Source organism: Mesorhizobium kamtschaticum, from assembly GCF_056174585.1.
Genome location: NZ_CM149691.1, coordinates 4,897,464 through 4,911,317 on the forward strand (window position 1 = coordinate 4,897,464; position 13,854 = coordinate 4,911,317).

The window sequence follows — 13,854 nt, forward strand, 5'->3', positions numbered from 1 at the left end:
ATATCTGAGACCGACACCTACAATCTCGACAAGAAGCAGCACGCCTTGACCATGATCGACCGCCTGAATTCTGCGATGCGAATGTGACGGACTTCTTGGTGCATGCCGTTGCCCCACTTTTGGGCGGCATGCATTGGCCTCGGGATGGCAATCGCCATTCCGATGCGATATCCACCGCCACGGCTTCCATTCAGACATTCATGATGGTTCATTCATGTCACGCGACACATTCTACATCACGACCGCGATTTCCTATCCGAACGGCAAGCCGCATATCGGCCATGCCTACGAACTGATCGCCACCGACGCGCTTGCGCGCTTCCAGCGGCTCGACGGCAAGCAGGTCTTCTTCCTCACCGGCACCGATGAGCACGGCATCAAGATGCTGCAGACGGCGAAGCGCGACGGCATTTCGGCGCGCGAACTGGCCGATCGCAACTCGGCCGATTTCAAGCGCATGGCAACCGCGCTCAACGCCTCCAATGACGATTTCATCCGCACCACCGAAGAGCGGCATTACGCGGCCTCGCAGGCGATCTGGAAGGCGATGGACGCCAATGGCGACATCTACAAGGGCGGTTATGCCGGCTGGTACTCGGTGCGCGACGAAGCCTATTACGGCGAGGAGGAGACGGAGGTCCGTCCCGACAATATCCGCTATGGGCCGCAGGGAACGCCGGTCGAATGGGTCGAGGAAGAGAGCTATTTCTTCCGCCTCTCGGCTTACCAGGACATGCTCATCGCGCTTTATGAAAGCCAGCCCGACTTCATCGGCCCGGCCGAGCGCCGCAATGAGGTGATGAGTTTCGTCAAATCGGGATTGAAGGACCTGTCGATCTCGCGCACCACTTTCGATTGGGGCGTGCCGGTGCCTGGTGACGACAAGCATGTCATGTATGTCTGGGTCGACGCCCTGACAAACTACATCACCGGCGTCGGCTATCCCGATGAAAATGATGAGAAATGGCGTTTCTGGCCGGCCGATGCGCATATCATCGGCAAGGACATTGTGCGCTTCCATGCGGTTTACTGGCCGGCCTTCCTGATGTCGGCCGGCATCCCGCTGCCGAAGCGCGTTTTCGGCCACGGTTTCCTGTTCAACCGCGGCGAGAAGATGTCGAAATCGGTCGGCAACGTCATCGACCCGTTCACCATGGTCGAGCATTACGGTCTCGACCAGGTGCGCTACTTCTTCCTGCGCGAAGTGCCGTTCGGCCAGGACGGCAGCTACAGCCATGAAGCGATCGTCAACCGCACCAACGCCGATCTTGCCAACGGCCTCGGCAATCTGGCGCAGCGCTCGCTGTCGATGATCGCCAAAAACTGCGGCGGCGTGGTGCCGAAGCGCGGCGATTTGACGGAAGCCGACAGCGCCATCCTGGATCAGGCGGTGGCGGCTCTTGCCACCGCGCGCAAAGCAATGGCTGGGCAAGGCATTCATCTGGCACTGGCGGCGATCTTCGATGTGGTGGCGGAAGCCGATCGATACTTCGCTGGACAGGCACCATGGGCGCTGAAGAAAACCGATCCGGAACGCATGGAAACGGTGCTGTGGACAACCGCGGAGGTGGTTCGACGCGTCACCCTGCTGTGCCAGCCCTTTGTTCCGGGGTCGGCCGCGAAGCTGCTCGACCTGCTGGCGGTGTCGGCGGACAAGCGTGACTTCGAGCATGTCCACGCCGACTATGCGCTTGTGCCCGGCACGGCATTGCCCGTACCGGAGGGCGTATTTCCGCGTTATGTCGAACAGCCGGGCGCGAACGCCTGATGCTTGTCGACAGCCATTGCCATCTGGATTTTCCAGATTTCGCCGAGGAGCGGGCGGCCATTGTCGCCCGCGCCAAAGCGGCCGGAATCGGCCGCATGGTGACGATCTCGACCCGTGTGAAGCGGTTTCAGCAAATCCTTGAAATCGCAGAGACTTTCGACGAGGTTTACTGCTCGGTCGGTACCCATCCGCACAATGCCGCCGAGGAACTGGACATCACAACCGCAGAGCTTGTCCGCTTGTCTGCCCATCCGAAGGTGGTGGCGATCGGCGAGGCCGGGCTGGATTACTTCTACGACAAGGCGCCGCGCGATGCGCAGGCGCAGGGTTTTCGCAATCACATCGCCGCCGCTCGTGAGACCGGCCTGCCTCTCGTCATCCATTCGCGCGACGCCGATGACGACATGGCGGCCATTCTCGAGGACGAAACAGGGAAGGGCGCCTTCCCCTTCATCCTGCACTGTTTTTCATCGGGACGCCGGCTGGCCGAAATCGGTGTCTCGCTCGGCGGCTATGTGTCGTTCTCGGGTATCCTGACCTTCAAGAATTCGGCCGAATTACGCGCCATCGCCGCCGATGTACCGCATGACCGGCTGCTCGTCGAAACAGACGCACCCTACCTGGCGCCGATACCCTTTCGCGGCAAGCGCAATGAGCCGGCCTATGTCGCGCACACCGCCAAGGTGCTGGCCGAAACGATTGGCGTCAGCGAGGCTGAAGTCGCTGATCTGACGACGAACAATTTCTTCCGGCTGTTCGGCAAGATGCCGCGGCCTGCCGAGCAGAGCGCCTGAACGATGACTGACCGGCTGCGCCTCACCATTCTCGGCTGCGGCTCGTCGCCAGGCACGCCGCGCATCACCGGCGACTGGGGCAATTGCGATCCGGCCAATCCGAGGAACCGGCGCATGCGCACGGCAGCGCTGGTCGAACGGATTGCCGCCGATGGCCGCCGTACCACCGTGGTCATCGACACCGGGCCGGATTTCCGCGAGCAGATGCTGCTGGCTTCGGTCAAACGCATCGATGCGGTCGTTTATACGCACCCGCATGCCGACCATATCCACGGCATCGACGATCTGCGCGGCTATGTGCTCGAGCAGCGCCACCTGATCGACATCCATGCCGACCAACCGACGATGCTGCGCCTGCGGCAGGCGTTCGGCTATTGCTTCGAGACGCCGCCGGGCAGCTCCTATCCGCCGATCGTGCGGGCCCATATCATCGACCACGCAAAGCCCGTGGTGATCGAAGGCGAGGGGGGTGCCCTCACCCTCGAACCGCTGCCGCAGTTCCATGGCGACATCATCTCGCTCGGTTTCCGCATCGGTGGGCTGGCCTATTGCCCTGATATCAGCGGCTTTCCCGACGCCACGGCCGAGCGGTTGCACGGCCTGGAGATGCTGATCATCGACGCGCTGCAGTACAACACCCATCCCAGCCATTTGTCGCTCGGCCAGGCGCTGGACTGGATTGGGAAGCTGGCACCCAGGAATGCCGTGCTGACCCATATGCACGTGCCGCTCGACTATGCGACCGTGATGGCCGAGACGCCTGATAAGGTGGTCCCGGCCTATGATGGCATGGTGATCGAAATTCCTTATGAATCAGCGCGATAAATACGCCTGTTCATTGTTCCGTTCGCTTCCTTGGCCCAATATCAGCAGCGTTCCAATCCGCTCATAGCCCATGCGGGGATAAAGCAGCGCTCCGGCATGCGTCGCCAACAGCATCGAGCATCGCGCTCCACGAGCCTGGTCGTCCTGCAGCATTTTGGACATCAGCGCCTGGCCGATACCGCGACGCCGGTGCGCAGGCTCGACATACATGGCCGCGCACCAGGTGGCGCCGACAGCGTCTATGCTGCGCACACGCCCGACGATAGCGTCACCATCGACCGCCACATATTGGCGGAACGGCGCACCGTCGCCGAGCAGATCGGCCGCAATCGGCCGCCTGCGGATGATCGTTGCCAATTGCGCCGCCCGTTCGACTGTCTGGACGCGCTCAATCGAGACGGCCGCCGGCGGGCTTGGAATCTGGCGCAATGGCTGGACGAAAAAACCTTCCGTCCGCAGCAGTCGGTAGCCGAGAGCCTTGTATGCGGCTCGCGTCGGCCCATCCGGTTCGTCGTTTGCGATCACGACGGAAATGGCGAAACCCGGCCGCGCATGCTGCCGCACGATCGCATCGGCTTCCTGGGCAGCGACGTCATGGACGACCCATTCCTCGCCACGGTAGTCGCGAGCATTCTTACGCGGCGCATCGCGCATCGCCCACAATGGCCCGACGCGGCTGACCTCGTAGGGAAAGGTGCGGCTTTTGTCGGTGCTGTAGCCATGTACGAACACCTCGATCGCCGATTCCAGCTCGCGCTTGGCTGCTGTCATCCACGCAGCGTAGCGTTGGCAATCCACATGAGGCAACAGACATCGAGCGTCTCAAGCCTATGAAAAGCAGCAGTAATTTCCAGCTGCTGGCCAATGTATCAGTTCCATAATCTATCTTATGCGACTTTCTGATGTACGAGCAAAGTTAAAATGTCCCACTTCTGCAAAGTAGGAATGTCGCTTCCCCTTTGCTGAATGCCATTCTCCCCGGCGCCGTTTGTGAGGGAGACAGCAAGTGGGATTTGTTTTGATGAGCGAACGCGAGCTCCAACGCATAGAGGTTCTATCGAAGGCCATCGAGCGAAGGATGACGACTGTCGCGGCAGCACATGTGCTTGGATTAACCAGGCGCCAGGTGCAGAGGCTTTTGAAGTCGTTTCAGGCCGATGGTGCTTCCGGACTGCGCCACAAGGCGCGCGGCCGACGCTCGAACCGTCAGATTGTCGACGGCGTTCGGGACTTCACTCTATCGCTCATCCGCGAACACTATCTGGACTTCGGCCCGACTCTTGCGGCTGAGAAGCTGGCTGAGGATCATGGTGTCACCGTATCGCGTGAGACGCTTCGCAAATGGATGGCTGAGGCCGGAATCTGGCTGTCGCGCAAGCAGCGCCGGACATTCCATCAGCCGCGCTTGCGCCGCGAAGCCTATGGCGAGTTGGTGCAGATCGACGGCAGCGAGCATCGATGGTTCGAGGAGCGGGGCGGTCCATGCACCCTGCTCGTCTTCATCGATGACGCGACCGGCAAGCTTCAGCAGCTGCGCTTCGTGAAGTCGGAGAGCACGTTCAGTTACTTCGAGGCCTTGGATCTTTATCTGAAGGCGCACGGCTGCCCAGTGGCATTCTATTCCGACAAGCACACGGTGTTTCGGGTGGCGAAGGCCGAGGCTCGTGCCGGCCGCGGCATGACCCAATTCGGCCGAGCCTTGTCCGAGCTCAACATCGAGATCCTGTGCGCCAATTCGAGCCAGGCCAAGGGCCGGGTCGAACGTGTCAATCGCACGCTGCAGGACCGGCTTGTGAAGGAACTGCGTCTTGCTGGCATCTCAGATATCGAAGTAGCCAACGCTTTTCTGCCGGCATTCACGACCAGCTTCAACGACAAGTTTGCGAAGATCCCTACCCGGCCGGACAATCTTCATCGTGTCTTGAACATGCCGGCCGATCGACTCCGCGACCTGCTCTGCAAACGCGAGCAGCGCTATGTCGGCCAGCAATTGTCTTTCTCCTACGAACGCAAGCAGATCATGCTGGAGAAGAACGATATCTCATGCGGCCTGGTCGGCAGATATGTCGATATTTACGAGTTCGCCGACGGTCGCCTGGATGTTCGGTGGAAGGCATGCTCCCTGCCCTACACTGTCTTCGACAAAGAGCAGCGCGTCACCCACGCCGCGGTCACCGAGAACAAGCGGCTTGGCGAGGTTCTGTCCTGGATCAAGAGCCAGCAAGATGAGGCTCGGCCCGCGCCGAAGATTAAGACGAACAGCGAACAGACTGGCTATCAGAAGCGCGACAGGAAGCCGGGGCGTAGGAAGGATTTCATGAATGATCCTGCTGTCATCGCGCGTCGACAACAAGCGCTGGCAAGGCTGGATGCTGCCGAGTGAAGTCAGCTCTCAAAGCTAAACCCGGGGAGCCTTGCTGGATCGCACCCGATCGGGCTGCGCGATCCTGACCAGCTGACGCCCGATCGGGTGCTCTCGTCGCGGCCAGCAGAACCGTGATGCGACATTTCTACTTTGCTGGCCCGGCGACATTCGAACTTGGTTGCAACATCTGACGTGCACGTTTTGGCTCGAAGCAGCACCGAGATGGCTACTTTGCTGCCGCCCCCGTAACGCGATAACCTCCTTGTCCATATCATCAGGACCATCAAGAAAATGACACTATCGTTTCTCGGCCTTCCCGATCGCCTTGCCGATGGCCGCACGCCTCGCGCAGTGATCTTCGGAGTCGGCCACGGCAGCACCTATCCTGGCAAGGACGGCGGCTATGCCTTGGCCGCCGATGCCATTCGCGCAGCCAGCCAGGATGATGCCACGCTGGTCGAGCACTGGGACTTCGATCTCGGCGGCCCGTTGTTCGATGGCAAGCCGGTCTGCTGCGTCGACGCCGGCGACATCTCGACCACCCTGCACGACAATGCCGGCAACCGCGCCAGGATCGAGGCGAAGACGCGCGAGATCCTGACCCTGCCGGCCATACCGATCCTGCTTGGCGGTGACGATTCCGTCGTCATTCCGTTCCTTGCCGGCTTTGCCGACCACGGACCGATCTGGATCCTGCAGATCGATGCCCATATCGACTGGCGCGACAAGGTGCATGGCGAACGCTACGGCTATTCGAGCCCGATGCGGCGGGCGAGCGAGATGCCGCATGTCGCCGGCATGGTGCAGGTTGGCCTGCGCAGCGTTGGCAGCGCGCGCAGCGCTGAAATCGAAGCGGCGCAGCACTATGGCAGCCGTTTCGTGACCGCGCGCGAGGTGCATGCTCAAGGCGTGGAAGCGGCGCTCAGGCATATTCCGGAAGGCGCGCGGGTCGTCGTCACTTTCGACTGCGACAGCCTCGATCCCGGCATCATGCCAGGCGTGGCGGCACGTACGCCGGGCGGCCTCACCTACACGCAGGCGATCGACCTGATCGCCGGCCTCGGCAAGCGAGCCAGGATCGCGGGATTCGACCTTGTCGAGCTCTATCCGCCCGCCGACATGGACGGCCTGTCGGCGCTGACCGCCGCGCGCCTTCTTGTCAACGTGATCGGTGCGATCGTCCGGCAGGTTTGAAACCCGGCTATGTCGCGCCAGGCACCGAAATGCGCCGGTGCACCCCATCCAGGCTTTCCGCCAGCGCATCGAAGACGTTGCGGGCCGTGAGCTCGTTCAGAACCTGCTCATTGATGCCGCCACGGGTCGCATAATCCTGCGCCAGATGCGTGAAGTCCGCATCGGGCGCCGTCTCCGGAGCGTGTCCAAGCGCCGTGAAGAGCGCTGCGATATAGTCGCGCCCCTTGGTATCCGGCACACCATGCGCTTTCAGCCAGCGATGGATCGTATCGAGATATTTGAAGTAAGTGGCATAGGTCGCGGTCACGACGCTCAAGGCGTCGAACTCGCTCGAACTCTCGACCTCGATCACCTTCCCCAGTCCGGCCAGCAATGCGGTCACGTCCGGATCAGGCGGATAGATGATCGTCGCCCCCAGCCGCTGGGCGATCATCGGCATGGGCAGCGCTTTCGTCACGCGGCTCGCGGGTGCTGTCAGGCTGACTATTTCCTCGCGCGACAGCGTTGCGATCAGGCTGATGAGGTGGTGGTCGCGCCGAAACCGCAATTCGGGCAACAGCTGAGGGGCAATTTGCGGGCGGACCGCCAGCATGACCGTGTCGCATGCATCGAGGACCGCCTGATTGTCGGCGGCAACATGCACATTCGGAAAGCGGGAAGCGAGGTCCGCCGCGATCTCTTCGTTGCGCGGCGACAACACCACCGATACCGGATCGCCCTCGAGGGATTTGAGCCCGGTGACAATGGCTGAAGTAAGCGCGCCCGTGCCGATGAAGCCGAGTTTCATTTAATGCTCCATCAAGGCGTTGGTTCTCCGGCTGGCCGTCCGTCGGTCACAGCCGCCCCTGCTCCAGGCCGATCCGGTAGCTCAGCGAACGCTTCGCCCCCGGTTCGATCAGCATCACGCCAGGCTTCTCAGTGAATTCGCCGTCGAAATCGACCGGGCTTGCCACGCCGTGCCAGGGCTCGATGCACAGGAACGGCGCTCCGCCCGGCTTGGACCAGATGCCCAGCTGCTCCGCCCCCTGCCATGACATTTCGATCGCCGGACCATGGTCGGCGGCGTAGCGCACGCTGGTGCTGGCGGGCCGATCCAGGATGACAGCGTCGTCATCGAACAGCCGTTCGGACAAGGCAAGCGTTCTGCCTTCGATCGGCGTCGGCCGCGATTCTGGAAGCAGGAGGCCGTCCTTCAGGCGACGGATCGGCGCCGGCTCATCGTCGGCAAAGGTCAGCCGATAGGCCCCCTTGGGCAATTCCGGCAGCAATGGCCAGTTGAATGCCGGGTGCGCGCCGACCGACGCCGGCAACGGCTCGTCACCGGTGTTGATGACCTCCAGGGCCACACCAAGCTGCTGGCGCTCCAGCGTGTAGGTGACGGCAATGCGAAAGGCGAAGGGGTAATGCGCACGGGTGTCGGCATCGTCGGTGAGGACCAGCGTGCAGGAGCGATCCCCCTCTCCGCCCAGGTGAACGGCTTGTCGCGGGCGAAGCCGTGCTGCGTCATCGGATAGGTCTGGCCGCGATGGCGCAGTTGATCGCCCTTCAGCCGGCCGACGATCGGAAACAGCACCGGCGAATGGCGCCGCCACTCTGGCCCGGCCCGCCACAAGTACTCAAATCCCTGCGCGTCTTGCAGCGAGACCAGCTCTGCGCCCTGCCCGACTATGACAGCCGATAAGCCGTCGCCATGAAGCGTCTGGCTGTCCTGTGCCACATGTCCTCGCAGTGTTGGATGCTGGTTCGGTGGGCAGACTAGCAAAAGCTCTTGGGGACTCAAGGTGTGGACGAGCGTTGCCCGAATGAATTGTGGCCGGAGTCTCTCCTCCGGCCACCTCTCCGCATCAAGGGCGATATGCTCGCCCTTGCCCACAGCGGACAGTCGTTATTCGCGCTCGCCGGTGAAATTCAGCAACAGCTGGAAGATGTTGATGAAGTTCAGATAGAGCGAGAAGGCGCCGAAGACGGCCAGCTTCTGACGCGATTCCGCATCGAAATTCTCGGCATACTGTTCCTTGATCGTCTGCGTGTCCCAGGCGGTCAGGCCGATGAAGACGGCAATGCCGATCACCGAAATGGCGAACTGCAGCGCGGTCGAACCGAGGAAGATGTTGACGATGCTGGCGATCACCACGCCGATCAGGCCCATGATCAGGAACGACGAGAATTGCGTCAGGTCACGCTTGGTCGTGTAGCCGTAGAGGCTGGTGGCGCCGAACATGGTGGCGGCGATGAAGAAGGTGCGCGCGATGCTGGTTCCGGTGAAGACCAGGAACACGGAGGCAAGCGACAGGCCCATCACCGCGCAGAAGGCCCAGAACATCGCTTGGGCGCTTGCCGCCGACATGGTCTGCATCTTGAACGAGAACAGCAGGACGAAGGCGAGCGGCGCCAGCATCACCACATATTTCAGCGGGCTGGAGAAGATCGGCACGTAAAGTGCGGGCGTCGACGACACCATGAAGGCGACCAGGCCGGTGACCACGAGGCCTAGGCCCATATAGTTGTAGACGCGCAGCATATGCTGGCGCAGACCCTCGTCGAAGACGGCTCCGGTTTGGGCGCCGGTGCCGACGCGATAACCCAGATTGGGCGTGTTCATTTGAAGTCTCCTTTGTGGATCGGTCAGTAGAGCGTTCTGGCGAGCGTCTCGGCGGCGCGGTCGAGGTCATGGACCCCGCTCTTCGCGACCACCGCATAGGCGACCTCGCCGATCTGGAAATAGGCCGAGGAAATGTCGCCCGAGGGCGCGACGGTCGGCTTGACCACGTCGAAGGTTCCCGGCCGGATCGCAAACAGCGACACCAGCCCCATATCCTTGGTGTCGACGGCCACCTCGACACTCGGGCCGAAGCGCGACGGATAGATCTGCACGTCGCGCACCTTCCAGTCCTTGGGCAGCGACGGCATGACGATCGCGGTCGCGGCGCGGATCTCACCGGCATTGTAGTTCGGCGCTTCCGGCTGCGAGGGCATGGTTTCGCGCACCAGCGTCGTCCTGTGTGCCCGCACCGCTTCGTCGACATAGGCGGGCGGCTGCGGCGAAGCGACGACCTTGGTCACCGACATCGGCCCGATGATGCCGTTCGCCAGCCAGCCGGCGGCGATGAAGGCGGCAACGGCCGCGGCGCGCTGCAAAACACCGAAGATACGGCCGCGGACAAGCCCCCTCTCCAGCCGCCGCGCCGCGTCAGCGGTCGCCGGCCGCGCCATGCCCTTGGAACCGGCAAGCGCCACGCGCAGTTCGTCGCGGGTCCGCAGATCCAACATCACGCGCGCGGCGGCCTCCGGCCGCGTCGACAAGAACGCCTCGACCTCGATGCGGCGGGTGACATCCATCTGGTCGTCGACATAGGCGTCGAGGTCGGTGTCGGTCACGGGGTCGACAAGAGCGGTCATTGCTCACCTCCCACGATTCTCAAATGATTCCTGCCGAGTGCCGGGGCGTCCTCCATCTGGCGCAAGGCGGCGCGAGCCCTGCCGATGCGCGACATCAGCGTACCCAGCGGCACGCCGGTGGCATTGGCGGCTTGGCTGTAGGAAAGCCCTTCGATGGCGACCAGATGCAGTGCCGAGCGCTGTTCTTCCGGCAGGTTGAAAAAGGCGTCCCGCACCTGCGCCAGGCGCACCGAATGCTCCTGCGGCGCCGGTGTGCTGGCATCGGCGAGGTATCCGGTCTGTTCGATGCGCGCCGCTTCCGAGCGGCGCGAGCGCATGCGGTCGACAAACGCGTTGTGAACGATCGACAGCAACCAGGCCCGCAGGTTTCCGCCGGAGCGGAAGGTGCCGCGCCGCTCATAGGCGCGCACCAGCGCGTCATGCACGAGATCCTCGGCGTCCGCACTGTCGCGCGTCAGCGACTGCGCGTAGCGCCGCAGCGACCCGAGCTGTCCTATGATGTCAAAGCGTGGCATCGACCGTTTCATGCCCTGTTTACGGAGCATGTGGGGATTTTAATCCCGAGCCATGTCATTTTTTCTTTGGCGGGTTCGCCGAAGGGTCGCGTTTGCCAGTACCCTGCCCAGCCTGGCTCTCAGGGGCGAAGTGGTTTTGGCGGTTTGGGCATCGTTAGACCGCAGGCGCGTAAAACCCACCTGCGGCCGTCGCTGCGAAAATCGGTGATGCTGAGCGGCTCGATATCGATCTTCCAACAGGCGGCAAGCGGCGCGCCGAGAACATGCAGGATCGCGGTGCGGATGATGCTGGCATGGGTCATGGCGATTGTGTGACCACGCTCCGCCATCAACCGGTCCATCAAGTCGGAGGTCCGGCGAGCAACCTCGGCCAGCGACTCGCCGCCATGCGGGGCTGCATCGGGGTCGGTGAGCCAAGCGGCAATGTCCCCGGGCTGTTCCGCCTGGACCTGCTCAAAGCTCTTGCCGGCCCAGCTTCCATGATCCTGGTCCGCCAGAAGCGGTTCGACCGATGCGTCCAGCGCCAGCGCCTCGGCGGTCTGCCGGGCGCGAAGTGCTGGCGCTGTCCACACGCGGTCGGCGCGGCGCAGCGTTCCGCGCATCGCCTTCGCCTGCGTCAGCGATCGCGGCTCCAACGGCTCATCCGACGGGAACGCACCCTGCCGGGTCGCGGCCGTGGCGCCGTTGCAGATCATCGTCAGCCGTACCAGCATGAAGCAGTCATCCCTGAGCCGCTTTCGAAGCGGCGCATACGCTGCGATTAGAATAGCGGCTATCGTTTCGATCGAAAGGCCATACCCTTGGGCGCCGCCTTCTGTTTCGCACAACTAAAAGCGCTGGTGCATCACGTCCGATTTGCGTATCACTCCGCCGCGCCAACGGAACCATAACGATGTTCGAAGACCTGCAGCCAGCTCCCGCCGACAAGATCCTGGCCCTGATCGGCCTCTATCGCGCCGATCCGCGCCCCAACAAAGTCGACCTCGGCGTTGGTGTCTACAAGGACCGCGACGGCAAGACGCCGGTCATGCGCGCCGTGCGTGAGGCCGAAAAGCGGCTGCTGAACAGCCAGGACACCAAGACCTACCTCGGGCTGGCCGGCGACACCGGGTTCAACGCGGTGATGGCCAAGCTCGCTTTCGGCCCGGACGCGGACATGACGCGCATCCGGGCTGCACAGGCGCCTGGTGGCTCCGGTGCGTTGCGCCTGGTGGCGGAGATGCTCAAGCGGACGCGTTCGGACGCCACCATCTGGTTGTCGGACCCGACCTGGCCGAACCATATGCCGGTAATGCGTGCCGCCGGCCTGCAGATCCGCGAATATCCTTATTTCGACGCGGCCTCGGGCACCGTTCGTTTCGACGACATGCTGGCGGCGTTGCGGACGGCCAACAGCGGCGACGTGGTGCTGCTGCATGGCTGCTGCCACAACCCGACCGGCGCCAACCTCGACGCGGCCCAGTGGGAGGCCGTCACCGATCTGGTCGTCGAGCGCGGCCTGCTGCCTTTCGTCGACATCGCCTATCAGGGCTTTGGTGACGGCCTCGATGCCGACGCCCTCGGCCTGCGGCTGCTGGCGGCGAAAGTTCCGGAGATGGTTGTCGCTTCGAGCTGCTCGAAGAATTTCGCCGTCTACCGCGATCGTGTCGGTGCGGCGATGGTCCTGGCCAGGGACGGCGCACAGGCCGATGTGGCGATGAGCCAGATGCTGTCGGCGGCGCGCGCCATGTATTCGATGCCGCCTGACCATAGTGCCGCGGCGGTGCGCATCGTGCTGGAAGACGCTAGTTTGCGTGCCGACTGGGAAGCCGAGCTGGAAGAGATGCGCCTGCGCATGCTGAGGCTCCGTGTCCAGTTCGCCGAGGCGCTGCGCCGGCAGTCCAACTCCGACCGCTTCGACTTCGTCGCCAGCCATCGCGGCATGTTCTCGCGGCTTGGCCTCACGGAAGCTCAGGTCGAACGGCTGCGTGCCGAACATGGCGTCTACATGGTCGGCGACAGCCGCATCAATGTCGCCGGACTGCCGGAGGATGGGATGGACGACCTCGCCAAGGCGATCGTCTCCGTACTCGACTGAAGCGGCTCAGCTGTGGACAAGGCGCCCTCGCCGGCTGACAGCATTGGCCGCGCGTCGGGCAGCGGGATAGCATCCGCCACATGACGCCATCGAAAGACATTTCGCGCCTGATCGAGATCATGGCCGCCCTGCGCGCGCCCAAGACCGGCTGTCCGTGGGACATCGAGCAGGATTTCTCGACCATCGCGCCCTATACGATCGAGGAAGCCTATGAGGTGGCCGATGCCATCGCACGCGGCGATCTCGATGATCTGCGTGACGAGTTGGGCGACCTCCTGCTGCAGGTCGTCTATCACGCGCAGATGGCCGAGGAAGCCGGCGAGTTCGCCTTCCCGGATGTGGTCCAGGCCATCACTACAAAGATGATCCGCCGCCACCCGCATGTCTTCGGCGACGAAAAAGCCCGCAGTGCCGGCATGGCCAAGGGCATGTGGGAAAAGATCAAGGCGCAGGAGAAGGCCGAGAAGCGAAGCGCTCGGCTCGCGCGCGGTCTCGACCCCGAAGACAACGGCAAAGGGTTTCTGGACAGTGTGCCCGTTGCCCTGCCCGCCCTGACACGGGCGCTCAAACTTCAGGAGAAGGCTGCGCGCGTCGGCTTCGACTGGAGCGAGGCGGCCCCCATCCTCGACAAGATCGAGGAAGAGATCGGCGAATTGCGCGAGGCGCTGGCCAAGGGCGAGACGGCGTCGATCAAGGACGAGTTCGGCGACATGCTGTTCGCCGTCGTCAACCTCGGCCGTCACCTAAAACTCGATTCGGAAGCCGCGTTGAGCGGCACCAATGAGAAATTCCGCTCACGCTTCCACTATGTCGAGCAGGCCCTGGAGAAGTCCGGCAATACGCTGGAGAATGCCACCTTGGCCGAAATGGAAGCGCTGTGGCAGGAAGCGAAAACCGCGAAGTAACCTCGGCAATTC

General features: G+C 62.8%; 13 protein-coding genes and 1 pseudogene. 7 read left to right on the forward strand and 7 right to left on the reverse strand.

Features of this window, described 5'->3' with window-relative positions:
* Positions 1-214: 214 nt before the first annotated feature.
* The 3 genes from metG to AC0V7N_RS24255 are packed head-to-tail and all read left to right on the forward strand — an operon-like array spanning position 215 to position 3,387.
* Positions 215-1,768 carry a methionine--tRNA ligase gene (metG, locus tag AC0V7N_RS24245; RefSeq protein WP_475450840.1) on the forward strand — a complete coding sequence of 518 codons (1,554 nt, stop codon included), beginning with the start codon at positions 215-217 and terminating at the stop codon, positions 1,766-1,768.
* Positions 1,768-2,562, forward strand: coding sequence for a TatD family hydrolase (locus AC0V7N_RS24250; protein WP_475450841.1), 795 nt, complete (start codon positions 1,768-1,770; stop codon positions 2,560-2,562). Before metG ends, AC0V7N_RS24250 begins: the two co-directional genes overlap by 1 nt.
* Before the next feature lie 3 nt (positions 2,563-2,565).
* Positions 2,566-3,387, forward strand: a complete 822-nt coding sequence (locus AC0V7N_RS24255) for an MBL fold metallo-hydrolase (RefSeq protein ID WP_475450842.1) — start codon at positions 2,566-2,568, stop codon at positions 3,385-3,387.
* Here the strand turns inward: AC0V7N_RS24255 and AC0V7N_RS24260 are convergent.
* Positions 3,376-4,158 (reverse strand): GNAT family N-acetyltransferase, encoded by a 783-nt coding sequence (locus AC0V7N_RS24260; protein WP_496627315.1) that lies wholly within the window; start codon positions 4,156-4,158, stop codon positions 3,376-3,378. The two genes, AC0V7N_RS24255 and AC0V7N_RS24260, sit on opposite strands and share 12 nt — an antisense overlap.
* A 235-nt stretch (positions 4,159-4,393) precedes the next feature.
* Here AC0V7N_RS24260 and AC0V7N_RS24265 point away from each other — a divergent pair, with 235 nt between their 5' ends.
* Positions 4,394-5,770 (forward strand): ISNCY family transposase, encoded by a 1,377-nt coding sequence (locus AC0V7N_RS24265; RefSeq protein ID WP_496627316.1) that lies wholly within the window; start codon positions 4,394-4,396, stop codon positions 5,768-5,770.
* A 273-nt stretch (positions 5,771-6,043) separates the two neighbouring features.
* Entirely contained in the window at positions 6,044-6,946 is a 903-nt protein-coding gene (locus AC0V7N_RS24270; RefSeq protein WP_475450845.1) for an agmatinase, read from the forward strand.
* Between the two features lie 7 nt (positions 6,947-6,953).
* On the opposite strand, the gene AC0V7N_RS24275 is transcribed toward AC0V7N_RS24270, so the two are convergent.
* The 6 genes and pseudogenes from AC0V7N_RS24275 to AC0V7N_RS24300 all read right to left on the reverse strand — a co-directional run bounded on the left by AC0V7N_RS24275 (position 6,954) and on the right by AC0V7N_RS24300 (position 11,573).
* Positions 6,954-7,733 carry a pyrroline-5-carboxylate reductase gene (locus AC0V7N_RS24275; RefSeq protein ID WP_475450846.1) on the reverse strand — a complete coding sequence of 260 codons (780 nt, stop codon included), beginning with the start codon at positions 7,731-7,733 and terminating at the stop codon, positions 6,954-6,956.
* A gap of 46 nt (positions 7,734-7,779) precedes the next feature.
* Positions 7,780-8,663 (reverse strand): annotated as a pseudogene (locus AC0V7N_RS24280) (aldose 1-epimerase family protein).
* Positions 8,664-8,831: 168 nt separating this feature from the next.
* Complete coding sequence (locus tag AC0V7N_RS24285) at positions 8,832-9,548, reverse strand: Bax inhibitor-1/YccA family protein (protein ID WP_475450847.1); 717 nt, start codon at positions 9,546-9,548, stop codon at positions 8,832-8,834.
* 23 nt (positions 9,549-9,571) lie between these two features.
* Positions 9,572-10,345, reverse strand: a complete 774-nt coding sequence (locus tag AC0V7N_RS24290) for an anti-sigma factor family protein (protein WP_475450848.1) — start codon at positions 10,343-10,345, stop codon at positions 9,572-9,574.
* The gene (locus AC0V7N_RS24295; RefSeq protein ID WP_475460467.1) at positions 10,342-10,872 is read right to left on the reverse strand and encodes a sigma-70 family RNA polymerase sigma factor; all 531 of its coding nucleotides are present in this window, start codon (positions 10,870-10,872) and stop codon (positions 10,342-10,344) included. The genes AC0V7N_RS24290 and AC0V7N_RS24295 overlap by 4 nt, the downstream gene beginning before the upstream one ends.
* Positions 10,873-10,979: 107 nt before the next feature.
* Complete coding sequence (locus tag AC0V7N_RS24300; RefSeq protein ID WP_475450849.1) at positions 10,980-11,573, reverse strand: histidine phosphatase family protein; 594 nt, start codon at positions 11,571-11,573, stop codon at positions 10,980-10,982.
* Positions 11,574-11,752: 179 nt separating this feature from the next.
* Here AC0V7N_RS24300 and AC0V7N_RS24305 point away from each other — a divergent pair, with 179 nt between their 5' ends.
* Together AC0V7N_RS24305 and mazG are read left to right on the forward strand one after the other, a co-directional pair.
* Positions 11,753-12,937 (forward strand): amino acid aminotransferase, encoded by a 1,185-nt coding sequence (locus AC0V7N_RS24305; protein WP_475450850.1) that lies wholly within the window; start codon positions 11,753-11,755, stop codon positions 12,935-12,937.
* An 80-nt stretch (positions 12,938-13,017) separates the two neighbouring features.
* A complete protein-coding gene (mazG, locus tag AC0V7N_RS24310; protein ID WP_475450851.1) occupies positions 13,018-13,842 on the forward strand; it encodes a nucleoside triphosphate pyrophosphohydrolase in 825 nt (274 codons plus the stop codon).
* The last annotated feature ends 12 nt before the right edge of the window (positions 13,843-13,854 follow it).